This is a genomic window from Methylorubrum subtropicum (assembly GCF_038442325.1).
GTDB lineage: Bacteria > Pseudomonadota > Alphaproteobacteria > Rhizobiales > Beijerinckiaceae > Methylobacterium > Methylobacterium subtropicum.
Window position 1 is genome coordinate 1 of record NZ_JBBXMW010000036.1, and the last position, 25,017, is coordinate 25,017.

Consider the following 25,017-nt stretch of genomic DNA (forward strand, 5'->3'; position numbering starts at 1 on the left):
GAACCGGCTCGATCGCTGCCCACTCCGCGTCCGTCAGGTCAAACCGTGCCATTCACGATCCTCCATGGTTGGAGGACCAACAATCCCGGCGGGCAACCGTGCCAACCGTTATGAGTTCGCCGCCTAGCGCCTTCTGCCACCAAGCCGCGTAAATGTCGTCGGGGGTAAGAGCGATGCTCAGCCATAGCGGAAGTTCGCCGACCTGCGTGACGGTAAAGGTGCGGGTGCCCCCACCGGTCATTGCGGGTCCGGTGAACTGGCCTTGCCGGGTTTGCAGCATGCGCTGAAAGCTGTCCGTTGCCGACACACCCTGTCCGATTAGTTGTTCGTCATAAGGCTCGCGCATGACAATAGCGCCACTTGATCCGTACAGCGTTACCGTACCGGAGTGATCCGTCTCGATGGCCGCGAACAGCTGACGGAAGTATTCCAGGTAGATTGAACCCAGTACCACACCAGCAAAGGTGCCGTCCGGGTCGGATAGCCGCCGGCTAATGACCAGCACCCAGCGGCCCGTGATCCGCGACATCAGTGGTGGGCTGATATGGAGGTTGGAGTCCGTATGGGCGGAATGATACTGAAAATACTCCCGATCCGCGTAGCTCAGGGGCTCGGGCGTGAGCGTCTTCGAGCTGATGACGAGCTTGCCGGTACGGTCGAGTACGAGCGTATGGCCGAAGTTCTCCGCGTTTGCGGCCCGGTCGAACAGGATCAGGTTCCGCGTCTCCGGCTCGGCGTTTATCACGGCGGGCAGGCGCACGCCGTCGACGATGGCGCGTAGCGAGAGGTCGTACGTTGCGATGCTGCGGTTGATGTCGCGGCCGAGCACCTGCACCAGGCTACGGGCGGATGCAGTCGCCCGACGCTCAGCATCCTGACGCATGTCCCAGAGCATGAAACCTGAGACGATACAGAGGCCGACCACGCACAGGAGGTTGAGCACTGGCAGCGTCCACGCTGAGCGTGCCAAGCGAAGCGGACGCAAGATTATGCGCATCCTCGGATTTCCTCATGCCGTCGTCGTTTATAGCATATGCAACGCAAATTTGAGGCCGCTATTAAGAGCGTCAATTTGTAGGGCTTGGGGATCGATTTCGATATCTATGAATAACAACCCTGCCATGTTAGGCGATGCTGCATAGAGGATGCGCACTTCAAGGTTGCTGGAATATCCCGGGCGATTGACGTCGAGCCGAGATATCCGGCAGAAACAGGCCTCGATCAGCTGGCGAGCTTCTGCTCCTGTCGACGGCTCACCTCGAAGGCCTGAAGATCCAGCGCCAAGCCAATGACTTGGTCGGACTTGAGGCGTGAAGGCTGCAGCGCTCCACCAAATCCGTGTTGCAGATACACTTCCTGAACCTCAGGGGTGCGCATCGCTCCACCCATCGTCCAGTTCGGGAACAGCCGCCCGGGCACGTCGCGCACGTTGAGGATCGTTGCCGTCGAGTGCCGGGTGTCACGTGCGATACGATTGTACGTCTCCGTCACACGCGCCCGCTCGCCCTCCAAAATCTGGACGAACCATGTCTTGTCGAAAATTAGGAACCCAGTGATGCCGTCACGGCTGTTGTTGCGCTGAGATACTGACAGGATTTCACGCATGTTGGTGAGCATGGCACGGTCGCCGCCCGACACGGTGTTGCGGCTATAATAGACGAGCTGGTGGATCATCGACTCTGCGCCCTGGCTTCTACTGTGACGTAGGCGTGAAGCGTCGCTGATGACACTGCCCCACCAGACCGTCTCAATCCATGCACCACGGCCTGAAACTGGCTTCAAGGTGCTAACACTTCCTGAATCCATGTCTGGCGAGGCGTCGCAAGCCCGCGCCTGTGAGGATAAATCCTTAACGCTTTCTGACTTACCTACCTCCGCCAAAGGAGGCCATTGTGACCGTTGTGGATCTCGTCAGGCTCTTTGCCGAGCCACTCGGCACGGCTGTCGTGCTCACGGACACCGATTTGGAGCGGCCTGGGCCGACTATCTTGTACGCCAATCCTGCCTTCGAGCGCATGAGCGGCTACAGTGCCGAGGAGGTGTGTGGGAATTCGCCCCGGATGCTCCAGGGCCCCGCCACCAACCGGCAGCTGACCCGCCTCGTCGCCCGCAGACTACGGGCTGAGCGCCGCTTCCACGGGGTGCTGGAGAACTACCGCAAGTCGGGAGAGGGCTACCTATGCGAGGTCGATGTGCGACCGATCTTCGGGAGGGACGAGGAGCCGATCGGCTTCCTCGCCTTCGAGCGGGAGGTGGTGCGCCGGATAGGGCGACCTGGCCAAGGGGCAGGCGGGCGGTACCGGCCTATCGCGGTCGAGGGCTTCGAGACGGGAGCATTCTGCACGGCACCCACCCCGTTTTGCTGAGAGGCCAGCGCGGCCGCAGGCCTATCGATGCCTCTCAGGCTGCCTTTGGTGCTTCGATCGTTGCCGTGACGCACATTCCAGGGAATTGGACCTGCGGCAGCCCCCCCAGCGCCGGCTTGGCGAACAAATAGCCCTGGAACAGACGAATGCCGGCCGCGCGCAAAGCCATCAGTTCGGCATCCGTCTCGACACCTTCGGCCAGGATCGTGATACCGAGTTCCCGTGCGATGGTCGCAACACCGGCAACGATGACCTGACGGGCTGGTGAGTTCGCGATGCCGCGGATCAGCTCCATATCGAGCTTGATCAAGTCGGGCTGGAAGCTCGCCAGGAGATTGAGGCCAGCGTACCCGGCACCGAAGTCGTCCAGCGCCGTCAGGAAGCCTTGTTTGCGGTACTCGGTGATGATCCGTTGCACATGACCGACATCGAGCATGCGCTCGTTTTCGGTGAACTCAAACATCAGCTGCTGGTTGGCAAAGCCCACCCTGCGGGCAGCCTCCAAGGTTGCACGAATGCATGCTGCCGGCTCGTAGACAGCGTTGGGCATAAAATTGATCGAAAGCCGCGTATCCTCATCCGTAAAAAGGCTGCCGGCGAGCTCGATGGCGCGGACGCGGCAGGCCTGATCGAACTTGTAGCGGTTCGCCTCATCAACTTGATTCAGGATCCAGCCTGCGCCTTGACCCTCAAGGCCGCGTACGAGGGCCTCGTAGCCCCAAACCCTGTTTTCGCTGACATCCACGATCGGCTGGAAGGCCATCGTGAAGCTGAAAGGCAGCGGCTCAGCACTCCTGCAACCCTGACAGCCGACCTTACTCATCGTTGCAGCTCCTGCATGATGGATTCGGCTTACATGCCAAGGGTGAAATATATCCAAACGTCTGAGCCGCTTTCCAAAAACCCAGTGCCTTGCACCATAGGTTGAGCTAGCAGGCGTCTGCTATGGAGGCGTAGTACCCAGGAATGACCTGCGGTCACCGGTCGTTTCCGCAATCCTTAGATGGCCTCCAGGTAACCCGCCTCGAACCCGGACAGACGTTCGAGTTCGGCCCTGTTGAGAATGGTCAAGGTCCCGCCACTCAAATGGATCAGCCCGGTCCTGCGCATCTCCCGCAAAACCCGGCTGAGGTGCACGCTGTCCGTTCAGAAGCAAATGGGCGACCTGCGGGACGTCGCCCTGGCGAAGGATGTCGTGGCGCAGACCGACTGCCTTTTCCCGCGCCGATGCTTGAGACAGAAGCTTAATTTCTGCCGATAGCGGCCAGAGCTCAAAGACTGATTTGCCGACCCCGAGCATCTACTGCACCCTGACCTAGGAGCGTGTGAACTCTATATATTCCTAAACATAAGTTGAGCCTGCAATCTAGATGACCACGCCGTTTTGTACGCTACCGTACTGGAGCGGGGCGTGCGTTGTGGAAGTCACGCACGTGTGAATGCCGGGCTTAATCGTCAGCTTGACGGTTCGCTTTGCCGAGGTAGCGTCCGGCTTGGCCCCGGCGTTTACGCCAGGGAGCACCGACGGGGCGGGGACAAATGCCCCCAGTCATCCGCCTCGTCGGCCCAAGCGCACTGAGCTGTTTTGCTGGGCCAGTCGCGCTGCCTTCAACCGTTCGGTTCACTCCTCGACCGCCTGCCGCTCTGCTTTGAGCTCGGTCCACACGGTCGCCGCGTCCTGCTGACGCTGCGCTTCGTTGGCAGCGCGTGTCTCTGCCCAGTCAACAGCTACGCTATCTCGATTTCGCAAGGTCGCCCCCCTTCAGCTTTTCATGGAAGCTAGAGCGGCGCGCGCCAATGTCTCACGTGATCGCCTCGCAGCCACAAAACCCACAACCAAAACTGCTCAGCTGTTATGTGTAAAAAACGACCGTTTTCTAGCCACTTAGATGTGAGCAGAAATATCGTGAAGAAATCAAAATCGTAACCGGCGGCATCCGAAGAGCAGCTACCAGGGCACCATGATGGGCGGGTTCAAAATGCTAGGACCGGCATAGGAGCCCTATGTGAAGGCCCTGTAGCAGGGCTTTTCACATAAGGGTGGCTTACGGAACCGAATTCGGCCTGAGCCGGCATCCTGATCGTGCTGCTGATCAACGGTCCGGCCTCTCGGCAACCGCGAGCAAGCCGATGAACACTGTGAGCGTAGATGCCTCGAAACAGACCTCAGCCATTGATGTTTGGCAAAACGGTCCGTCCGAACGCCTCGATAAAGGCCTCCTGGCTCGCGCCGACCTGATGGACGATGATCTCGGCAACACCCAAAGCGGCGAGGTCGGCGAGCCACGCCGCGTGTCGGCCGAGATCGTGCGAGATACGCACGCAGGCGTGCATGTCCTCGGGGCGGACGAAGCGGGCGGCCGTCTCGAACTCCTCCGGGCGGCGCAGCTCCCAGTTCACGTCGCCCTCGATGGCGTTGCTCGCCCACTGGGCGTGGGCTTCCGCCAGCGCGCGGGCCGGGTCGGGGTCCCAGCACACCTTGGTCTGGAGGAAGATCGGCTTGCCCTCGCCACCGCCCTCGCAGAACGCCTCGATCACCGGGCGCAGCTTGTCCGGCTCGATCCCGACGGTGACGAGCCCGTCCGCCCAGGCAGCGACCGCGCGGGCGCTCGCCGCGGTGACGGCACCGCCCAGCAGGAGCGGTGCCCTGTCCGGGCGCGAGTAGAGGCGTGCATCGACGACGGTGACGCGGCCGCGATGCGTCACACTCTCGCCCTCGAACAGGGCGCGGATGATGGCCGCGCACTCGGCGAGCCGCGCGTTGCGCTCCGCCTTCTCCGGCCAGGGCAGGCCGGTAATGTCCTCGTTGAGCCGCTGCCCGCTGCCGAGTGCCAGCCACAGGCGCTCGGGGAACATCTCGGCGAGCGTCGCGGCCGATTGCGCGAGCACGGCCGGGTGATGCCGGTAGCCCGGCGCGGTGATGATGCCGAACGGCAGGCCGGTCGCGGCCATCGCGGCGCCGAGCCAGGACCAGGCATGGCCCGAATGCCCCTGCGCGCGGCTCCACGGCTTGAAGTGCTCGGAGGACATCGCGCAGGCAAAGCCCGCGGCTTCCGCCGCCCGCACGTGGCGCAGGAGGGCCGAGGGCGCGTGCTGCTCGTGCGAGGCGTGGTACCCGATGCGTGCCATGATCGTCTCCGGTCTCGTCAGGCGCCGCCCGCGATGCGGGGCGCGCGTCGGTCATCGGTCTCGCGCAGGGAGCGGTCGGCGTAGGTGCCCTGCACCGCCGCCCGGCCGCCGTGCTCGTACAGGTCGAGCATCAGCGCGCTGTGGATGAAGCCGAGATGGCTGAAGGCCTGGGGGAAGTTCCCGAGGAAGGACCCGTCCTCCGCCGCCTCCTCGGCGTAGAGGCCGACATCGTTGCGCAGCGCCCGCAGCGCCTCGAACCGGGTGCGGGCCTCCTCGTCGCGGCCGAGCCAGAGCAGGGCATCGACGAGCCAGAAGGCGCAGAGCAGGAAGGTGCCCTCGTGGCCCGGCAGGCCGTCGTCGTTCCGGTAGCGGTAGACGAGATGGCCGTGACCGAGCCGCTCGATCACGACATCGACGGTGCGGGCGAACACCGCCTCGTCCACGGGGAAGCCGACCATCGGCGCGATCAGCAGGGCGGCGTCGACCGCGTCCGTGCCGAGATATTGCGGATAGTAGCCGTCGCGGTGCACCGCCTCGCCGTTGACGAAGGCAACGATCCGCTCGCGCTCGCGGCACCAGTCCGGCCGCTCGCCGAACAGGCGGATCGCCCGGTCGAGGGCGACCCAGTTCATGATCGCGGCGTGCAGGTAGCGCTCTTCCGGTTTGCGCGGCTCCCACAGGCCGGCATCCGGCTCGTGCCAGTGGGCGGCGGAAATGTCGGCCAGCCGCGCGCCGTGCCGACGCATGTCGTCCGACAGCGTGCCGCCGAGGCGGTCGTAGAGGTAGAGCAGGTCGAGCACCTGCCCGTAGGCGTCGGCCTGATGCTGTTCGGCGGCCTCGTTGCCGTGCTGCACCGGCGCGCTGCCGCGCCAGCCCTCGAAATGCTCGATCTTGCGCTCGGAGAGATCGGCCTCGCCCGCGATGCTGTAGAGTGGCTTGAGCTGCCCCTCCTCGCGCTCGCACAGGGCCGAGACGAAGCCGAAGAAGGCCTCCGCCTCGCGCGACATACCGAACTTCTTCAGCACGTAGAACGACAAGCACGCGTCGCGAATCCAGCAGAAGCGGTAGTCCCAGTTGCGGATGCCGCCGATCTCCTCCGGCAGCGAGGTCGTGGCCGCAGCCACGATCGCCCCGGTCGGCTCGTAGGTCAGACCCTTGAGCACGAGGGCCGAGCGCATCAGTTCGCCCGCGAGCGGCCCGACATAGGCGGCGTCCCGCGTCCACAGCGCCCAGGCGCGGCGCGTCTCCTCCATCAGGGCGCGGGCGTCCGGCGGGGCGTCCGGCAGGCCGGCGGCGGTGTCGGCGAGGTAGAGGGCGAAGCTCTGCTCCTGCAGGGCCTCGACGCTGAAGCGAGCCACCGCGCGGTCGCCGTCCGGCGAAAGGTCCACGCTGGCGACGAGGCCGGGACAGTCCGGGGCGGTGACGCGCCCGCCCTCGATGCGGAGCTGCGCGAAGCTCTCGGCGAAGCCCGCGAGCGGGCGGTAGGTGGCGACCATCGCCACGCGGCCGGAGATGCCAGTGATGAGGCGCACGAGGCGCGGCCGATCCGCACCGCCCTCGGCGCCAACCATGAAGTCGTGCAGGGTGACGAAGCCGGTCTCGGTGGTGAAGGTGGTCTCCAGCACGTTGCTGCGGCTCAGGTATTGCCGCGCCGTCTCGAAGCGTCCCTCGGGCCGGATCGTGAAGTGGCCGCCGCGGGCGCGGTCGAGCAGGCGGGAGAAGGACGGGTCGGCGTCGAACCGCTCCAGGCAGGCCCAGTCGATCGCCCCGTCGCGGGCGACGAGGGCGCAACCCTCGCAATTGCTGAGGAGGGCGTAGGCCTCGATCGGCTGGTAGGGGCGGTCTTCCGCAGCAGACATGCAGGGTTCTCCGGCGGCACGCTCGGCCGCTCTTCTGAGTCGTCTCAGTCGGTGGGTTCGGGCGGTGGGGTCGGAACGGATCAGGCGTCGAGGCGGAAGGCCGGCTCCAGCAGGCCGCGGACACCGACATCGACGAGGAGGGTGCGGCCGTGCTCGGGGTCTGCCGCGCGCTCGGCCTCGTCCATGCCCTCGTAGCCGCTGGTGACCAGCAGCCGGTCGAGGGCGCGCCCGGCGAAAGTCGGGCAGGTCGGCTGGCGCACGGGGACCGGCACGGTGCGCACCCGCTCGCCCGCCGGGCTGTAGGCGTCGAGGCAGGCCGCGCCGAAGCGCGCGGTCCAGATCAGCCCGTCGGCATCCACGGCGGCGCCGTCGATTCCGCCCTCGCCGCTGCTGTGATCGTAGTGGGTCTCGGGCTCGCCCATGGGCAGGCCGGTGGCCGGATCGAGGGCGACGCGGCGCAGCACGCCCTCCTCGGTGTCGACGAAGTAGCCGGTCGCCCCGTCCGGCGAGAAGGCGATGCCGTTCGGGGTCGTGAGCCCGGTGTAGAGCCGCGTCACCCGTGGGCCGGCAACGTGGTAGATCGCGCCGCGCCCGGCCTCGGCCTCCCGGCTCATGGTGCCGATCCACAGGGCGCCGGAGGGATGGACGCGACCGTCGTTGGAGCGGTTGCCGGGGGTCTCCGCTTCGAGCGGGCACAGGCGGCTCAAAGTGCCGTCGGCGATCGTGCGGACGTAGAGCCCGTCCTCCGCCGAGAGCAGTTGCCGCCGCGCGTCGATGGCGGCGACGTCGCTCGCGAGGAAAGGCAGCGTATGGATCCGGGCCGGGCCGCCCTCGCTCAGCGGCAATTCGAACAGGCGCGCGTCGAGGATGTCGACCCACCACGCCGTGTCGGTCGCCGGATCGTAGCTGGGACCTTCGCCGAGATGGCAGCGGCTCGGGTCGAGAACCTGGATCGACGAAGCAGAGGCCAACGCGACAACCTTTTGCTGGATTTCGAGCGTTGACGCGCGCTTTCGATTTAGGTTCCGACGAAATCATTGTCGTTTCCGGCATGCGTTGCTGCCGAATTCTACGATCAGGTCTCGTATTTCATCCTGCCTGCGTCATTGGGACGTAGGTGGCCGTCGCGATACTGGCGGACTGCTCCGGTGGAGTGCTGAGCGAGGGAAGATAAACGGTCGAACGGGCCGCTTCATCCCGACACACCCGTGCCGTCGTGCGCATGGGCACGGTTGTGCCGCCCGGCCGCCGAAGAGACGCAACCTCCGGCACCTGGTGCTGTTGGCGACGCATCATCAACAGGAATGGACGCAGGACGCATGTCCGCATCGCGGCGCCGTGAGCAACGCCTTCTCGACACCAATGAAGCCGAACTGGTCGCCCGCTCGCATCGGCCGGACCTCTCGGCCGCCGACGATGCGCAGATTTCCGAGTTGATCCGGCTGCTACGCGAACGGCGCGACCGCGCCCGTGACGTCTCGCGCCGCCAACGCCGCGAGGTGCGGGGCAAGGCGGCTCCCTCGGGTACGCGCCCGGCCTCGGACAACAGCGGCACCCGCGAGAAGGCGGCGCTCCTGGCCGCGGCGGTGAAGCGCGTCAGCAAGGAGCGCGAGCGGCGGCGCAGCACGACCGCGTCCCACGCGCGTCGCGCCCTCGTGATGAAGCGGGCTGCGGGCGATCCCGCCGCGAACCGCCCGCCGTCTCGAACCTCGAACCACGGCATGCACCCGGTGTCCGACGACACGCGAGCACCGTCCGGGGCGCTCAATGAGGAAGGGCAGGAGATCGCAAGGCGCCGTGGCGGCGGCCCGCGATAGAGGCACGACGCGTCGGACAGTCCTGGTCGTGCGCGGTCGATCCTCGCCGTGATGAGACTACCGGCGGCCTATGCGCTTCCACACATCGGCCGCCCGGACAAACTATGACTTGGCTCGGGCGGCCATACGCTGCACCGTCTCGCCATCGCCGACAGTGCCGCCGCGGCAGATGGGGGCGTCGGGATCGACGACGAAGGCCACGACGAGGGACGCCACGGTGGCGTGGACCCTGACCTCCGCGCCGTCCGGGCAGAGACCACTCTCGGCCTCGCCGAACGTCTGCCGCTCGGCTTCGATGCCGCCGGAGAAGACGAAGAAGTAGGTGCGCCGGCCGGCCCGCGCCGGCAGAACCGTGGTGTCGCCCGGATCCATCCGGATGTCGTGGCAGTGGACGGCGTTGCGCACGGTAAACCGCGCCTCGCTCCCGCTCGGGCCGAAGACGGGCCGCCAGACGTTGAGGTCGGGCTCGGGCAGGCGTCCATACTGGACTTTCGGCTCGAGATCGGCGGCGTGAGGCCGCACGAAGATCTGGAGCATCCGCAGCGGCGGATCGTCGGCGCATGTGCGCTCTTCGTGCTGGAAGCCACGCCCGGCGTTCATGATCATCAGATGATCGGCATCGACAGTCAGGTGCTCGCCCTGCGGATCGTCGTGGCGCATGACACCGGCCGGAACCCAGGAGACGATCTCGTCCTGCACGTGCTCGTGGAGCTTGATATGCGTGCCGGGAGCCAGAAACGACTCCATGATCGTCGCCAGGGGCCCGAGGCCGTGGTCCGATCGGCCTCGTTTCAGGTGCCCTGGGAAGTAGGCCCGGGCCACGAACCCATCGCTGTCGATGGCGTCCTCGGTCGTCCGCTCGGCTTTTTCGATCATCGGAACTTGGGTCGCTCCCAGTGTGAGGCATCCCGCGTGAGGGCTGTGTTGACAACACTTACGACAGCGTCAGGTGCCAAAACCCAGGGAAATACCCAGCCCCACTTCTACGGCAGCTTTGACACGACCTCCTGCAGGGCAAGCTTTGCCATTTCGCGCGCAGCTGCTTCCACCTGAGCTTCTGAGTCTATGGCTGGAACCCGGACCAAGGCCGTGATTTCGACACTGCCTGCCACCTGTGAGGATGTACCAAACGGGATGCGCACGAGTACGGTTTGTAGCCCAGCTTCTGCGTTGTGTAGCTCATAGATAACTCTCATTCTGGGCTTCCTTATCAGCAGGCAAGATTGCAGTAGACTGTAGCTTAAGATTTTGCGTTAGTGTATTGATCGGTACGAGTTTTCTGCTGCCTGGGAGTGAATCAACGCTTCCAGAACTGTGATTTCTAATCCTAGTTTTAGAACGAGCTGGTTTAACAGGGGAAAATTTGAGTTTACTTCTATTTCTTCGTGAATTTGTAGTAGCAATAAATGGATTCTCACCCAATTGTCTCTACATACAAAATCCGTCAGCTGCCCAACTTCAGGGCGTTCGATTAGGCACATTGTCACAGTACGACCCAGATACTCAGCAAGACGACCTGCGTTCGCGTCATGACCGTGGCGGCTTTTGTAGTTCATGGGCAGTTATCGGACGTTGTGACTCTGGGTTATCAGCAAAAAAAATAACGAGGATCGAATGTATTTTATTCCACTCTGCGAGGTGCGCATTGTCACATCGTATTGTGGGGTTTTGAGCAATTATCTGTGCCGTGAATTATTTTTATCTCACAAGATTGTGATGGGGCATAAGCCCACCTTCTATGGTGGTTCCGCCGGAGTTGTGCCGGAGGACCTTTCCCCGATCTCCAACGGCACGACCGCGAGGCCGGGTGCTCTCTTGATGGAGCACCCGGCCCATTGGCTCCTCGATAAGGATCAACATGGTTGAGGAGCATTTATTGAATTTAGAGGGCTCGATCAGAGCAGAAATTATAAGTGCGGGCATGCTTCAGGAAGAGCTCGAAGCATTGCTCTGCGGGCGCCCGATCACGACTGTCTATGCCCAAAAACCCGCTGAACATCAAAACGAATATTTTAGCAGAGTCTGCTCGGAAATAATGGCTGATTATATTTACATAAAATCTCGGTAAAGTTTTCGATCAGCTCTACAATCGACGATGTCAGCGCAAATCTCTGTTGAATTTAGATCTCATTGGTCTACCCCCTGAAAAGTGGTCCTCCCTGTGCCTTGGACGGGGCGCGCCGCGGCTTTCGAGACTAATCCTGCGAATGGTGTGGCCTCGAACCGCTGCTTTTGACCCCGAGCGGTCATTCCACCTTTCGGCACCTGTGTGCGGAAAACGACCGTTTTCGAGCCACTTATATGCGTGCAGAAACCCTCTGAAGAAATCAAAACCGGACTCGTCATCAGCCGTTGAGCGGCTGTTGGAGTGCCATAATTGGCTGGCTGAAAATTCCGAGACCGGCATGGGGCATCGCCATAGGCCCTGTAGCACGGCCATTCGTATAAAGACGGCTCTTGGAACCTCCGACGCCTGCCGACGGTGATGCACCTCGTCGGGCTACCGCTCTGCCGAGACTTCCGACGATCTTACAGCCTTGCTGAACGCCTGAACGAGTGCACCCTCCAGCTTGCCCGTCATACCATGGAGGATGCGCATCGCCTCCTGCGAGGAGAACGACGCCTTGTACGAACGACGCTCGATCAGCGCCGCGTAGATGTCGCAGATCGTCAGCAACCGGATCGGGTCGGCGATCGCTTCGCCGCTCAGCCCATCCGGGTAGCCTGAGCCGTCGAGCAACTCGTGATGATGGCGCGTCATCGCCAAGACAACCGTATCGCGACATCCCGAAGCGTAGAGGATGCCGTGCCCAATCGCGGGATGGGTGCGCATCACCGCCATTTCATTGGCGTCGAGCACTCCTGGTTTGTGCAGGATTGCCAACGGGATCTGGGCCTTGCCGAGGTCGTGCATCAGCGCGCCGCGCGCCATGAGAAGCCGGTCGGCCTGCGAGAACCCCAGGCTTTGGGTGAACGCTGTCACGAGCCCTGCCACGAGCAGACTGTGTTGGAAGGTCGTGTCGTCGTGCTCCCATACAACGTCGAGCCAGCGTGTCAGACCTCCTTCCTCAATGGCACTGAGCACGGGATCGAGAGCGCCCTCGGCCGCAACCAGATCGACGGTGCCGACGACAGCGGTGCGGAACATTGCCTGGAGAAGCCGATCCGTGCGCTGGGCACCGCGCTGCACGACAAGATCGGCAATATGTACGTTTGGATCGATCAGGCGGATCAGGGCGGCGGCGATCGCCCTCGGTTCGGTATGACTCGAGAGGCAGGCAGTTGCGCCGTAGGCTTGGGCCTCACGCAGGGCCGCGCTCGACGTATCCAGTATCAGGAAGAGAAACGGAGGTGTTTGCGGACCGAGCCGCTGCACCAAGTGCTTGAGGTAGACCTGGGTTTGCGGACGGTCGAGCCTCGCATCGACGATGACACCGCTGACCGTTGTGATCTCACAGGATTGCGGAACGATAACGATCCGAGCATCGGCGACACGTTCGACCGCCTTGACCAGTTCCGCACTCCGATCCGGATGGTCGCTCACCACCAAAATGACGCCGAGTGACAGCATCGTCTCCTCGTCCGCGGCTTCCTGTGTCCCGCACAGGATTGCCATGAGAGCCTAACACCTTTGCGCCTGCGGCAGCGCTAGTCCTCATCGCCGCAGCTCGTGCTGACAACCGGATACTGCGCGGCTTAGCCTGTTGCGCCCCGGAACGATTACATCGGATACGATTGACACAGAGCTGTCAGTCGCTCGATCATACGCGTAAGCTCGGCGATATCGGCGCGGACGCGTTCCCATTCTGCAGCTCGGGCCTCTAAGCCCGGTGGAAGCGTAGCCGCTGCCTGCTGCAACAGCTGCGATGTATTCTCCAGGGAAACCCTGAGCGCCTTAATGTGATGCTCCCGCGTGCCCAGGTCGACGCCGCACTCGATCGCTCGAATCAAGGCGGTCACACTCGTTGCATCTCTGCCCGTCGCGAACGGCAGCGGAAAGACGTGGATCTCGGCCATCATCGCCTCACGCTGCCCGCACAGTGCTGAGGAAGCGGCTCACCTCGTCCGAGAGGTGCTCGGACTGGCGCGACAGCTCGGACGCCGCTCCCAGAACCTGGTTCGCCGCCGCGCCGGTCTCCTCCGCCGCGCACGCCACACCCGAGATATTGCTCGTCACCTCGCCGGTGCCCATCGCCGCCTGCGAGACGTTTCGCACGATCTCCTGGGTCGCCGCGCCCTGCTCCTCGACCGCTGCGGCGATGCTGGTGGCGACGCCGCTGATCTCCTGAATGCGTGCCGCGATCCCGCCGATCGCCGCGACCGCCTGTCCGGTCGAGCCCTGGATGCGCCCGATATGACCGCCGATCTCTTCGGTCGCCTTGGCCGTCTGGCTGGCGAGTTCCTTGACCTCGCTCGCCACCACCGCAAAGCCGCGGCCGGCCTCGCCGGCCCGCGCCGCCTCGATCGTTGCGTTCAGCGCCAGCAGGTTGGTCTGACTGGCGATGGTCGAGATCATCGTCACCACGTCACCGATCCGGGCGACGGCACCGCTCAACTCCTGCACCAAGGCAGCGGTCTGATCCGCCTCGGCCACTGCCTGCTGCGCAAGCTGTGCCGAGCCATCGACCTGCCGGCCGATCTCATGCACGGACGAGCTAAGTTCCTCCGCAGCGGCGGCGACCGTACTGACGTTGGACGCAGCCTCCTCGGCGGCAGCGGCGACGGTGGTGGATTGATTGGCCGTCTCTGTGGCGGTGCCGGCCATGCTCTGGGCGGTCGCCTGCAACTCGGTGGCGGCTGCGGTAACAGTGCCGATAATGCCACCGACCGCACGCTCGAAGCTGTCGGCCATCTGGCGCATGCCGGCCTTGCGCTGCTCCTCGGCAGCAAGACGCGCCTGAGCGGTCTCTTCTTCTAACGCTTTCATCCGGATCAGACCGTCCTTGAACACCTGTACGGCGTCGGCAATGGTGCCGATCTCAGTCTTGGCCCCCTGGTGCGGGATGCCGACCTTGAGATCGCCGGCAGCCAGAGCCTGCATCGGCTGCACTACTGACGCGATCCCGCGCGAGACGCCCTGGATGATCATCATCGCGAGACCGATCGAGAGCAGGATGCCAAAAACAATAGCGCTCAAAGAGAGGATACGCGTCGAGGAATAAGTCTCGATCGCGTGCGCTTGCGCGGCGGCAGCCCCCTTGTTGTTGAGAGTAATCAACTCTTCGACCGCGTTGAAAGCAGCTTTTTGATGAGGGGTTGCTCTAGTGTCGAGCTGATCACGCGCCCTATCGTTCTCGTTCCTCCGGGATAAATCGAGTATCGGATTGATTTCAGAAAGAAATAATTTCCATTCTCGCTGAAATGACTCAAATAACTTACGTTCTTCCGGTGAACTCACGAGGGTTCCATAGGTGTTGGCTGCCTCTTCGACCTTCTGAGCCCGTCTTTCACCCTCCGCTTCGATCTGCGCCATTGTGGCATCATCGGTATTGAGGACATGCCGAAAAACGTTGACCGTGTAGCGACTAGCCCAGCTGTTGATTTCGCCAGCTGCCTGGACGCTTGGCATCCAGTTGCTGTTGACCTCGACAAGTAGGCCATTGAGCGTGCTTGCGGCAGACAACCCGTACAAGCCGAGACCGACGACAATCACAGTCAGTGTTGCGAACGCACCAACGAGCTTGGCTCGAATCGAGAAGGGTTTGGCAAACATACCGGCTTCCTGACGAAAAAGTGTTTTACGCAGGGATTAAAAATCGCTGGGATTTGTTAATGAGATATTAAGACGATAAAATTTTTAAAACGATCATTTCATAGTCAGCGGTCTGAATTCTGTCTTCATCGGCACAGCTCTGCATCTCGCATTCGCACCTCATTTCAAAGTAAATTTAAAGCAAAGCGTACGAATAAGCTGCTGCTATTCTCTGACTACCGACCATTATTCGAAAGTTAAAGCCAAATAATCCCCTCAATCTAATCAATATATTTTCTAGGTGCGACAACTTTATACGCGTAGACGGTCGAAGTCGATCGAAAGCTGACCTAGGTAGATTTCACGCCAGAAGCGGTAGACATTATGTGCAGAAAACGACCGTTTTTCACTCATTTAGATACGTGAAGAAACCGTGTGAGGATATCAAAAGCTGGAAGGGCGGCGCCGTCAGGAATTCAGGGTAGAGCCGTGGCGCCCAGATCCCACCGCAAGAGTTTTATGACATCAGTGGTTACCTCCCTCCGGCTCCTTGCTGCGGCGGCAACGACGGGATGAGCCACTTGCGTATGAAACTCGACGGTTGCCGATTTGATTGTGCGCAAAGAGGGTTAGAGTTAGAAGCCTGGCACAAGGAAAGAACATCGTGTGTCCGGGCTCGTGCTGAATTCCCTATCCCGCGAGGAGCTTGAGGCGGAAAACGCACGCCTGCGGGCGGCGCTGCAGGCGGCCGGCGTCGATGCGGAACGCATCACTCTCCAGCAGGCTGATCGTGATGCCCGGCATCGCGTCGAACTCGCGAAGAGCCGGGCGGAAACCGTCGCGGCCCACCGGCAGACCGATGTCGCACACGCGAGCGCGGCGCAGGCTGCACGCGATCACACGCGCCAGCTTGGTGACGCAGCGGTCGAACTGGCAAGCTCGCAGGACTTGATCGCTGCGCTGGAGGCCAGCCGGGCCGCCCTGGCCCTAAGCGAGGCGCGCCAGCGGGCGGTGTTCGAGAGTTCGGTCGACTTCGCGATGATCGTGACCGATCCGGCCGGCATCATCACCGACTGGAACCCCGGCGCCGAGCACGTGATGGGCTGGACCGCCGAGGAAATGCGCGGCCAGGACGCTTCACACTTCTTCACCCCGGAAGATCGGGCCCATGGTCGTGTCGAACACGAGATGGGGCAGTCCCGGCAGCATGGGCGCGCCTCGGACGAGCGCTGGCACCTACGCAAGGACGGACAGCGGTTCTGGGCTTCCGGCGAGATGATGCTCCTACGCGACGGCACCGGCGCGCATCTCGGCTACGTGAAAATTCTCCGCGACCGCACTGCCGAGCACTTGGCCGGGGTCGCCTTGCGGGAAACCCAGGAGCGTTATCGCCTGGTCAGCCAGGCCACCAATGACGCGGTCCGGGATTGGGATCTCACGACCAGCACCGTGCTCTGGAATGCGGCACTGACCGAGGTTTACGGTTACGCGCCCGAGAGTGTGGAGCCGACCGGCGGCTGGTGGATCGGTCACATTCACCCCGAGGATCAGGCCCGCATCCACGCCTCGATCCATGCCGTGATCGACGGCAGCGGCACGGCCTGGACTGACGAGTACCGTTTCCGCCGCGCGGACGGCTCCTATGCCGACGTGCTCGACCGGGGGTATGTCCTCCGCGACGACGAGGGGCGCGCCTGCCGGATGATCGGCGCCCTACTCGACCTGACCCGCATGCGCAGCGCCGAAAGCGCCCTGCGCGCCAGCGAGGAGCGGTTCAGGACGATCCTGGAAACGGTCGAGGCGGCGTTCGCCATCGTCGAGGTGAAGTTCGACTCCGACGACCAGCCGGTGAACTACCGCTTTGTCGAGGCCAACCCGGCGTTCGAGCGGGAGGCCGGGGTCAACCTGCGCGGCAAGTGGGTGACGGAGTTCGCGCCGGACCTGGAGCGGTTCTGGTTCGAGACCTACGGACGCGTCGCCAAGTTCAGGGAGCCGACGAGCTTCGAGAACTATGCCGAGGCCTTCAAACGTTGGTTCGACGTGCGGGCGGTGCCGGTTGGCGATCCCGCTGACCGGCAGATCGCGATCATCTTCAACGATGTGACCGCGCGGCGGGATGCGGAGGAGCGCCTGCGCGCCAGCGAGGCGCTGGCCCGCGAAAACGTCGAGCGCGTGCAGCTGGCCCTGGCCGCCGGCGCGATCATCGGCACCTGGCACTGGGACATTCCCGGCGACCGGTTCACGGTCGATGAGGCGTTTGCCGCTGCCTTCGGTCTCGACCCCACGCTCGGCCGCAACGGCATTCCGCTGGCCCAGATCGTCGAGACCGTCCACCCGGACGACCAGGCGGGGTTGGCCGCGGCGATCAGCGCGGCCGTGGTGCGCGGCGGAGCCTACGCGCATCAATACCGGACCCGCCGCGCCGATGGCCGCTACTACTGGCTCGAAGCCAACGGCCGGGTCGATCACGGCCCGGACGGCACCGCCGTGTCGTTCCCCGGCGTGCTGATCGACGTGGAGGAGCGGCGCGCCGTCGAGGCGGAGCGGGACCGTGCGACCGCCGCTCTGCGCGCCCTCAACGACACGCTGGAACAGCGCGTGCGGGAGCGGACCGACGAGCTGATGCGCGCCGAGGAGCTGCTGCGCCAGTCACAGAAAATGGAGGCGGTCGGCCAACTTACGGGCGGCCTCGCGCACGACTTCAACAACCTCCTGGCCGGGATCTCGGGCAGCATCGAGCTGATGAACACCCGGATCGGCCAGGGCCGGTTCAAGGACGTCGAAAAGTATGTGACCGCCGCCCAGGGGGCGACCAAGCGCGCCGCCGCGCTGACCCATCGCCTGCTCGCGTTCTCGCGCCAGCAGACGCTCGACCCAAAGGCCACCAACGTCAACAACCTGATCGCCGGCATGCTCGACCTGATCCAGCGCACGGTCGGGCCGAGCGTCGCGGTGGAGCATGTCGGTGCGGTCGGCCTCTGGCCCGCGCTGGTCGATCCCTCCCAGCTCGAAAACGCGCTTCTGAACCTGTGCATCAATGCGCGCGACGCGATGCCGGCGGGCGGGCGGATCACCATCGAGACCGGCAACCGCTGGATCGACCGGGAGGCCGGTCAGCGGCAGGACATGCCGGAAGGCGAATACCTCGCGCTCTCCGTCTCCGACACCGGCACCGGCATGCCGCCGGAAGTAATCGCCCGCGTGTTCGAGCCGTTCTTCACCACCAAGCCGCTCGGCCAGGGCACCGGCCTCGGCCTGTCGATGATCTACGGGTTCGCCAAGCAGTCCGGCGGACAGGTGCGCATCCACTCCAAGGAGGGAGAAGGTACGACCGTCAGCATCTTCCTGCCCCGCCACCGGGGCGAGGCGGAGCAGGACGAGGCTCTACCGGATGCGGCTGTAACGCCCATTGCTGAGGCCGGCGAAACCGTCCTGATCGTGGACGACGAGCCGACCGTGCGCATGCTGGTCACCGACGTGCTCGGGGATCTCGGCTACACCGCGATCGAGGCCGCCGACGGGGCCGGAGGCCTGCGGGTGCTGCAGTCGGATGCGCGGATCGACCTCCTGGTTACGGATGTCGGGCTGCCCGGTGGCATGAACGGACGGCAGATGGCCGATGTGGCGCGGGTGAGCCGCCCGGATCTCAAAGTGCTGTTCATCACCGGGTTCGCCGAGAACGCCCTGCTTAGCAACGGCCAGCTGGTGCCGGGCATGGCGGTGCTGACCAAGCCGTTCGCCGTGGACGCCCTGGCCGCCCGCATCCGCGAGCTGATTACCGCATAAGGCTGGCCAGCGCGGTTCGGCGCTGAGTGGCGGTTTGGCCCGGCCGGGAAGCGAGAGCGGCACGGGGTGATGTCCCACGCGGGCGCCTCAGCGGCACACCGTCGTTTGAAACTTTTCCGGCCATGCAGCCGTAGCAGCCGTCATCGGATCGAGCGCGGCGCCGGAGTTCCGCTTTTGCGCGCTCTTCGGCATGTCTAAACAATGCATCAGAAAAGATTATCATTCAAAAGCAGGAACTTGCGCAGAGTAACATGCCTTCTATAGATGTAGAGCCAGCAATGCTGGTCTCCGCAGGAGAAAGCCCATGAACAAGCGCACTCTCGGCCTCGCCGCCGCCGCCATGCTCGGTGGCCTCGGTCTTGGGGCCGGAACCTCGTCCGCTGCTCCCCTCGCCGTTCCCGACGTCCAGACCGAGCACGCCTTGGCAACCCCCGTGCAGATGACCCGCTCCGAGCGGATGATGATGCGGGACCGCATGATGCAGCGGCGGATGATGGAGCGGCGCATGATGCGCCGGCAGATGATGAAGCGGCGGATGATGAACCGCATGTAAAACATCGATACGGGAAGGGTTCTGGCCGGAGCCCTTCCCGGAACGATCGGCTTCACCCTCCATTGTTTTGCAATGGCCGCACGAACCAAAGCAGCGTCATGGACGATGAAGCCGCATTTTCTGCTGATACGAAGTCGTTCCGGACGCTTCAATTTTACATTGATTGCCGACTGCGGTCGGCTACAGGGCGTCGTGCAGGTTGATATTGAGCTGCATCAGTCGCAGGACGAAATCAGGAAAATGGCTATGGAAAAAGTTAAATCGCTGGCTGAAGTTTTTGTAGTGAATCCGGTTTGGAATTTGAGGCGATGTAGCGGATGGCGACATCGTCACCAAGCTGGTACATCGATTTTACTGCGGATGAATAGTGATCGTAGACCGCTCGGTCACCGCGTCCCGGAGGTCTTGTTCATGAGTTCTGCACCGTCGCCCGGCGGGTGCCATTTCCGTCTCCTGCCCATTCCGGAAATCCGGTGCGAAACCGTTCTCTGTCCGGCCGCGGTCCAGGGTTGGGTGCGCTCGCCGAAAACAAGAGAGGCGCCCGTAGGCGCCTCTCCAACCGTTTATCAGTAGCCACCCCTGAAGCCACCACCATATCCATAACCGCCACGGTCGTAGCCGTAGCCGCCCCGGCGGCCATAGCCGTCATCGTAGCCAACCGGGCGATCGTAGCGGTCGCCGTAACCGTATTGGTTTCCGTAGGCTCCGGCAGCGAGACCGCCAGCGGCAAGGCCAGCGATGCCAAGTCCTATGGCAGCGCCACGACTGATGCCGCCACGTCGAGCAACGTATCCACCGGTGGCGGGACCGCCCCGCACGCCTGGCCGCGCATCAGCAGCCGGAGCTGCAAGGGTAGCAATTCCGAGAGCAGCGATCGTTGCGAATGCGATCTTCCGCATATAAAATCTCCATTCGAAGTCGGTATGTAGAGGCAACAGGCTACGAACAAGCGGGTTCCAAAATTATTATGTGGCAAAGTCACAGCAGTTACTGCTGCGATACCTGTTCGCACGATGCCGTCCGCCAATAGCCGTATGCAGGAAACGACCATTTTCTAGGCACTTAGATGTGCGTGGATACCGTGTGAAAAAATCAAATTCCAAGGGTGGATGGGTTGCCGCTTCGAGGAACCGTAGTGCCCCGGTCGAAGCTCAAAAATTCCGCACGTGCCAAGCGGTAACAGTCTAGGTGCGGTCCGCCGGGTGAGGCCTCTGACGATCCTAGCTATCTGTCTCCCAGCGCGCTGTAATTTTTCACAAAAGTTCACAATCAAACAGACGGCTGCGCTGAACTCGGCTCAGCCGGGTCATGGTTCAACCAGTGAACGTTCGCACCCTGCCACCCCGCCCCGATGCGTTCGACCGCAACCTGCTGCTGCGTGCCTTGGCTCCGGCCGACCGGCAGCTGCTGGCGCCGCTGGTCGAGGACGTCACCCTGACCACGGGGCAGGTCCTGTTCGACCCCGGTCAGGACGTGACCCACGTCACCTTTCCCCTCGACGGGACGGTCACCACCCTGCTGGTGCCGCTGCTCGACGGACGCACCATCGAAACCGCCACGGTCGGCCGGGAGGGTGCCTTGGGGGGCGTCGTCAGCCAAGGTTACTTGCCGGCCTTCAACCGCGCGGTGGTTCAGCTCGGCGGGCCGGCACTGCGGATGAGCGCCAAGCAGCTGCAGGAGGTCAAACAGACCTCTCCGGCGATCCGTAACGTCATCACCCGCTACGCCGATTGCCTGCTCGCTCAGGTGCTGCAGTCGGTCGCCTGCAACGCCGCGCATCCGATCGACCAGCGCAGCGCACGCTGGCTGCTGACCCTGCAGGATCGCCTCGGGGACGATACCCTGCCGGTCACCCAGGAGATGCTGGCCGACATGCTTGGCGTGCGCCGGACCTACCTCTGCGGCGTGCTGCGTGGCCTGCAGGCCAAGGGGCTGATCCAAATCAAGCGCCGGCAGGTCACGATCACCGACCGCGCCGCGCTCGAAGATGCGGCCTGCGAGTGCCATGCCCGTGTGCGCGAGCATTTCACCGAGGTGCTCGGCGCGATCTACCGCGACGACGGCAAGCTCGTCGCCGTCAAACCCGACGCCGCCCCGGCGCCGTCCTCAGCTCTGGCGGTCAAGGCGCTATGATCGAGTCGCCGCTCTCCCTCGACCCGGAGCAGGTCGCCGAACGCGTCGCCGCGCTGCACGGCTACGCCATTCTCGACACCCCGGCCGAGCAGGGGTTCGATGACATCGTGCAACTGGCTACGCTGCTGTGCCAGACCCCGGTGGCGCTGGTCAGCCTGGTCGATGAGGATCGCCAGTGGTTCAAGGCGCGGGTCAACTTTCCGGCGTGCCAGACCGATCTCGACAGCTCGGTCTGTGTGCATGCCCTGGCCGGTCAGGACGTGCTGGTGATCCCGGACCTCACCCGTGATCCGCGTACTGCCGCCAACCCGCTGGTAACCAGCGAACCGTTCATCCGGTTCTATGCCGGGGCGCCTCTGCGCACCGCGAGCGGTCTGGCGCTTGGCAGCCTGTGCGTCATCGACAAGGAGCCGCGCCCGGCAGGGCTGACCCCGGACCAGTCCAGCGGCCTGCAGGCGCTGGCCCGGCAGGTCATCAGCCAGCTGGAGCTGCGTCGCGCTGTTGGCCGACGCGATGCGCTGCTCACCGAACAGCGCGCCGACATCGATGCCCGCGACGTGCTACGGCAGACCCAGGCTGCGGTTGCCGTGGCCGGCAATACCTTCGACGTGATGCTAGAAGCGGTCGTTGCTGGTGCCATGCGCGCGGTGCCGGCGGCCGAGGCCGGTGTGGCCGAGCTGATCGACGGGGACGCCCTCGAATACCGCGCGGTGCAGGGGACCCTCAAACCTCATCGCGGTCTGCGGGTGCCGCTCAACGGCAGCATGGCCGGACGGTGTGCTCGCACCGGCCAACCTTTGCTGTTCACCGACATGGTGACCGAACCGGGGGTCGATCAAGCGCTGGTAGCCCGTCTGGCCGTGCGCTCGGCGATGTTCGCGCCGATCGTTCGCGGAGGGACGGTCATCGGCGTACTCAAGCTGCAGGCGAGCAAGCTGGCGGCGTTCGACGACCGTGACCTGCAGCAGCTGATGCTGTTTGCCAACGTCGCGACCGCGGCGCTGGCCGAAGCCAGCGAGGCCGCGGCCCGTGAGGCGGCGCGGCTCGCCGACGAGCGCCTGCAGATGGCGCTGACCGCCTCCGGCATGGTCGGCCTCTGGGACTGGATGATCGATACCGACCTCCTGCACGGGGATGCCAGCTTCGCCCGGATGTACGGCCTCGATATCGAGAGGACCGCCGCCGGCATCACGATGGAGCAGTACCAGGAGTTCGTGGTGCCGGACGACTTGGCGCCCCTGCGTGCCAGCATCGCCGCCACCTTCGACCACGGGGCACCGTTCCAAGTCGAGTACCGCCTGGCGCTGTCGGGCGAACCCCTGCGCTGGGTCGAGTGCAAGGGGCGGCTGATCTATGACGACCGGGGCCAGGCAGTACGGTTCTCCGGCACCGCCGTCGACATCACCGAGCAGCACGCGATGCGCGCGGCGCTGGTGGATAGCGACGAGCGCCTGAACCTAGCGTTTTCTGCCTCGCATGCCGTCGGCTGGTACGACTGGCAGGTGCCGATCGATCGGATGTTCGGCAGCGCCAACTTTGCCCGCATGTTCAGCGTGGACCCTGCAGTGGCCGCCGCCGGGGCACCGCTGATGGCGTACTTCGAGGGGATCCACCCGGACGACCGCGAGCGGGTCGGCGTGCTGGTCCAGGGCGCGATGGATGGCGGCACCACCTTCGACGCCGATTATCGCCTGCGCGATGCCGGCGGCACGGTCACCTGGGTCCACTCGCTCGGCCGGATCAGCTACGACACCGGCGGCCAGCCGGTGCGGTTCTCCGGGATCATCACCGACATCACCGAACGCTTAGAAACGGCTCAGCGACGCGAGGCGTTGCTGCGGTTGGGCGATCAGCTGCGCGACCTCGACACCAAGGATGCGATCGCGGCGGCGGCGGCTGAGGTGGTCGGCACGACGCTCGGCCTGACCCGCGCCGGTTACGGCAGCGTCGAAGCCGCGCGCGAGACCATCCAGATCGAGCAGGACTGGGCCCTGCCCGAGCTTGCCAGCATCGCCGGCCGGCACACCTTCCGCAGCTACGGCAGCTACGTCGAGCAGCTGAAAGCGGGAGAGGCCGTGGTCATCGCCGATACGGCCGGCGACCCACGCACGAGGGCCACGGCGGAAGCCCTGCAAGCCGTGCAGGCTCGCGCCTTGGTCAACCTGCCGATCATGGAGCGCGGGCGCTTCGTTGGCCTGTTCTTCATGCTGATGGACCAGCCGCGGGTGTGGACCGAAGCCGAGCTGGCGTTCCTGCGCACGGTGGCCGACCGCACCCGCGCGGCGATCGCCCGCATCGAGGCCGAGGACCGGCAAAGCCTGCTCAACCGCGAGCTGTCGCACCGGATGAAGAATATCCTGGCGATGGTTCAGGCGATCGCCACCCAGACCCTGCGCAACACCGCCGATCCGACCGCCGCCCGCGAGGCGTTGGCGGCGCGGTTGATCGCGCTCGGCAAGGCGCACGACATCCTGATGAGTGGCGAGGGGCAGAGTGCCCTGATGGACGCCGTGATCCGCGACGCGCTCAAGATCCACGACGACAGCCAGAGCGGCCGGTTCCGTCTCGACGGCCCACGGGTGGCCTGCAGCGACAAGTCCGGGTTGTCGATGGCGCTGATGGTCCACGAGTTGGCGACCAACGCTGCCAAATACGGGGCATTGAGCACATCCAGCGGCTATGTCGCCATCACCTGGAAACTGGATGGACCGGCTGACGCGGAAACCCTGACGCTCATTTGGCAGGAGCACGGTGGACCAACGGTCACGCCGCCCGTGCGCGTGGGGTTCGGCTCGAAACTGATCCAGCGCGGACTGGCCGGCGCCGTGGGTGGGACCGTCGCATTGACTTATCCGCCGGAGGGCGTCGTCTGCACCCTGGTCGCGCCTCTGAGCGGGTTCAGCGACGACGCGGTGCCGGTGTGACCCTTTTACTGGGCCGGGGATTATTCCGCGATGCAGCGGACCCTTTCCCGGTTTGAGAGCTTTGGTCCTGATGGACCAAGTTTCTGTCGCCCCCGGCCCAATCGCGCTTGTTGTAGAAGATGAACCCCTGATCATGATGGAAACCAGCGATCTGTTGGCCGACCGGGGGTTTGTACCGATCGAAGCCAACAATGCCGCCGATGCGCTACGCCAGCTGGCGGCGCACCCCAACGTGGTACTGATGGTGACCGACGTGCAGATGCCGGGGCGGATGCAGGGGTTCGAGCTGGCCCATGAAGCACACCGCCTCTATCCGTCGCTCGCAATAATCGTTTGCTCAGGTCAAAGGACGCCCGCTGCGGGCGATATTCCAAAGATCGCTCATTTTATCGACAAGCCACTGAGCGCTGCTGTGCTGGCGAAAAGCCTGAGCGGGTTCAAGTTGGTGGCTTGAGCGCTATTCATAATTCAACATTTTCGCACCGGCTCACCCCCGGTTCTGTTTCAGGAGCTTGTTGAGTCCATAACTCAGGATCGAAACAGGTTCGCTTAGGGTGTGGAGAGGAGAACCGGCGTTATCAGTCCGATATGGGTCACCTTTTTCGAACCGTCCCTGACAGCCGCTTTCGACCGAGGCCGTGTGAGAACGCCGATCCGTCAGGCTTGGGTCGTTTGCGTGGAGCAGCGTGGCAGATCGAACTGGCGAGCCTCAGGCCCGGATGGCCGCCAGCAGCGGACCGACCCCGAAGATCTGGATC

General features: G+C 63.8%; 18 protein-coding genes. 7 read left to right on the forward strand and 11 right to left on the reverse strand.

Features of this window, described 5'->3' with window-relative positions; genetic code table 11:
- Nucleotides 1–52 precede the first annotated feature (52 nt).
- Nucleotides 53–943 carry a cache domain-containing protein gene (locus tag AAHG03_RS26115; protein WP_342154614.1) on the reverse strand — a complete coding sequence of 297 codons (891 nt, stop codon included), beginning with the start codon at nucleotides 941–943 and terminating at the stop codon, nucleotides 53–55.
- A gap of 278 nt (nucleotides 944–1,221) precedes the next feature.
- A complete protein-coding gene (locus tag AAHG03_RS26120; protein WP_342154616.1) occupies nucleotides 1,222–1,674 on the reverse strand; it encodes a BLUF domain-containing protein in 453 nt (150 codons plus the stop codon).
- 218 nt (nucleotides 1,675–1,892) lie between these two features.
- On the opposite strand from AAHG03_RS26120, the gene AAHG03_RS26125 reads away from it, so the two are divergent.
- Entirely contained in the window at nucleotides 1,893–2,366 is a 474-nt protein-coding gene (locus AAHG03_RS26125; RefSeq protein ID WP_342154619.1) for a PAS domain-containing protein, read from the forward strand.
- A gap of 34 nt (nucleotides 2,367–2,400) precedes the next feature.
- Here AAHG03_RS26125 and AAHG03_RS26130 read toward each other — a convergent pair whose 3' ends face one another.
- The 5 genes from AAHG03_RS26130 to AAHG03_RS26145 all read right to left on the reverse strand — a co-directional run bounded on the left by AAHG03_RS26130 (nucleotide 2,401) and on the right by AAHG03_RS26145 (nucleotide 8,325).
- Nucleotides 2,401–3,189 (reverse strand): EAL domain-containing protein, encoded by a 789-nt coding sequence (locus AAHG03_RS26130; RefSeq protein WP_342154621.1) that lies wholly within the window; start codon nucleotides 3,187–3,189, stop codon nucleotides 2,401–2,403.
- A gap of 176 nt (nucleotides 3,190–3,365) precedes the next feature.
- Entirely contained in the window at nucleotides 3,366–3,503 is a 138-nt protein-coding gene (locus AAHG03_RS27150) for a helix-turn-helix domain-containing protein (protein WP_412759798.1), read from the reverse strand.
- A 1,029-nt stretch (nucleotides 3,504–4,532) separates the two neighbouring features.
- Nucleotides 4,533–5,495, reverse strand: a complete 963-nt coding sequence (locus AAHG03_RS26135; protein WP_342154623.1) for a TIGR03885 family FMN-dependent LLM class oxidoreductase — start codon at nucleotides 5,493–5,495, stop codon at nucleotides 4,533–4,535.
- A 17-nt stretch (nucleotides 5,496–5,512) separates the two neighbouring features.
- Nucleotides 5,513–7,354 carry a glycoside hydrolase family 15 protein gene (locus AAHG03_RS26140; RefSeq protein ID WP_342154626.1) on the reverse strand — a complete coding sequence of 614 codons (1,842 nt, stop codon included), beginning with the start codon at nucleotides 7,352–7,354 and terminating at the stop codon, nucleotides 5,513–5,515.
- Nucleotides 7,355–7,434: 80 nt separating this feature from the next.
- Nucleotides 7,435–8,325 (reverse strand): SMP-30/gluconolactonase/LRE family protein, encoded by an 891-nt coding sequence (locus tag AAHG03_RS26145; RefSeq protein ID WP_342154628.1) that lies wholly within the window; start codon nucleotides 8,323–8,325, stop codon nucleotides 7,435–7,437.
- Nucleotides 8,326–8,673: 348 nt separating this feature from the next.
- Here AAHG03_RS26145 and AAHG03_RS26150 point away from each other — a divergent pair, with 348 nt between their 5' ends.
- Nucleotides 8,674–9,171 (forward strand): hypothetical protein, encoded by a 498-nt coding sequence (locus AAHG03_RS26150; RefSeq protein WP_342154630.1) that lies wholly within the window; start codon nucleotides 8,674–8,676, stop codon nucleotides 9,169–9,171.
- Between the two features lie 102 nt (nucleotides 9,172–9,273).
- On the opposite strand, the gene AAHG03_RS26155 is transcribed toward AAHG03_RS26150, so the two are convergent.
- The 4 genes from AAHG03_RS26155 to AAHG03_RS26170 all read right to left on the reverse strand — a co-directional run bounded on the left by AAHG03_RS26155 (nucleotide 9,274) and on the right by AAHG03_RS26170 (nucleotide 14,884).
- On the reverse strand, nucleotides 9,274–10,047 hold the full coding sequence (locus AAHG03_RS26155) for a pirin family protein (RefSeq protein ID WP_342154632.1): 774 nt from the start codon (nucleotides 10,045–10,047) through the stop codon (nucleotides 9,274–9,276).
- 1,624 nt (nucleotides 10,048–11,671) lie between these two features.
- On the reverse strand, nucleotides 11,672–12,787 hold the full coding sequence (locus AAHG03_RS26160; RefSeq protein ID WP_342154634.1) for an HD-GYP domain-containing protein: 1,116 nt from the start codon (nucleotides 12,785–12,787) through the stop codon (nucleotides 11,672–11,674).
- Between the two features lie 104 nt (nucleotides 12,788–12,891).
- Complete coding sequence (locus AAHG03_RS26165; protein ID WP_342154636.1) at nucleotides 12,892–13,188, reverse strand: hypothetical protein; 297 nt, start codon at nucleotides 13,186–13,188, stop codon at nucleotides 12,892–12,894.
- 7 nt (nucleotides 13,189–13,195) lie between these two features.
- Nucleotides 13,196–14,884, reverse strand: coding sequence for a methyl-accepting chemotaxis protein (locus AAHG03_RS26170; RefSeq protein ID WP_342154638.1), 1,689 nt, complete (start codon nucleotides 14,882–14,884; stop codon nucleotides 13,196–13,198).
- Nucleotides 14,885–15,529: 645 nt separating this feature from the next.
- On the opposite strand from AAHG03_RS26170, the gene AAHG03_RS26175 reads away from it, so the two are divergent.
- From AAHG03_RS26175 to AAHG03_RS26200, 5 genes are all read left to right on the forward strand, one after another.
- Entirely contained in the window at nucleotides 15,530–18,649 is a 3,120-nt protein-coding gene (locus tag AAHG03_RS26175; protein WP_342154640.1) for a PAS domain-containing hybrid sensor histidine kinase/response regulator, read from the forward strand.
- Between the two features lie 304 nt (nucleotides 18,650–18,953).
- Nucleotides 18,954–19,202, forward strand: coding sequence for a hypothetical protein (locus AAHG03_RS26180; protein WP_342154642.1), 249 nt, complete (start codon nucleotides 18,954–18,956; stop codon nucleotides 19,200–19,202).
- A gap of 1,320 nt (nucleotides 19,203–20,522) precedes the next feature.
- Nucleotides 20,523–21,335: a Crp/Fnr family transcriptional regulator gene (locus tag AAHG03_RS26190; RefSeq protein ID WP_342154646.1), complete on the forward strand. Its 813-nt coding sequence runs from the start codon at nucleotides 20,523–20,525 to the stop codon at nucleotides 21,333–21,335.
- Nucleotides 21,332–24,259 carry a GAF domain-containing protein gene (locus tag AAHG03_RS26195; protein ID WP_342154648.1) on the forward strand — a complete coding sequence of 976 codons (2,928 nt, stop codon included), beginning with the start codon at nucleotides 21,332–21,334 and terminating at the stop codon, nucleotides 24,257–24,259. Before AAHG03_RS26190 ends, AAHG03_RS26195 begins: the two co-directional genes overlap by 4 nt.
- 70 nt (nucleotides 24,260–24,329) lie before the next feature.
- The gene (locus AAHG03_RS26200) at nucleotides 24,330–24,713 is read left to right on the forward strand and encodes a response regulator (RefSeq protein ID WP_342154650.1); all 384 of its coding nucleotides are present in this window, start codon (nucleotides 24,330–24,332) and stop codon (nucleotides 24,711–24,713) included.
- The last annotated feature ends 304 nt before the right edge of the window (nucleotides 24,714–25,017 follow it).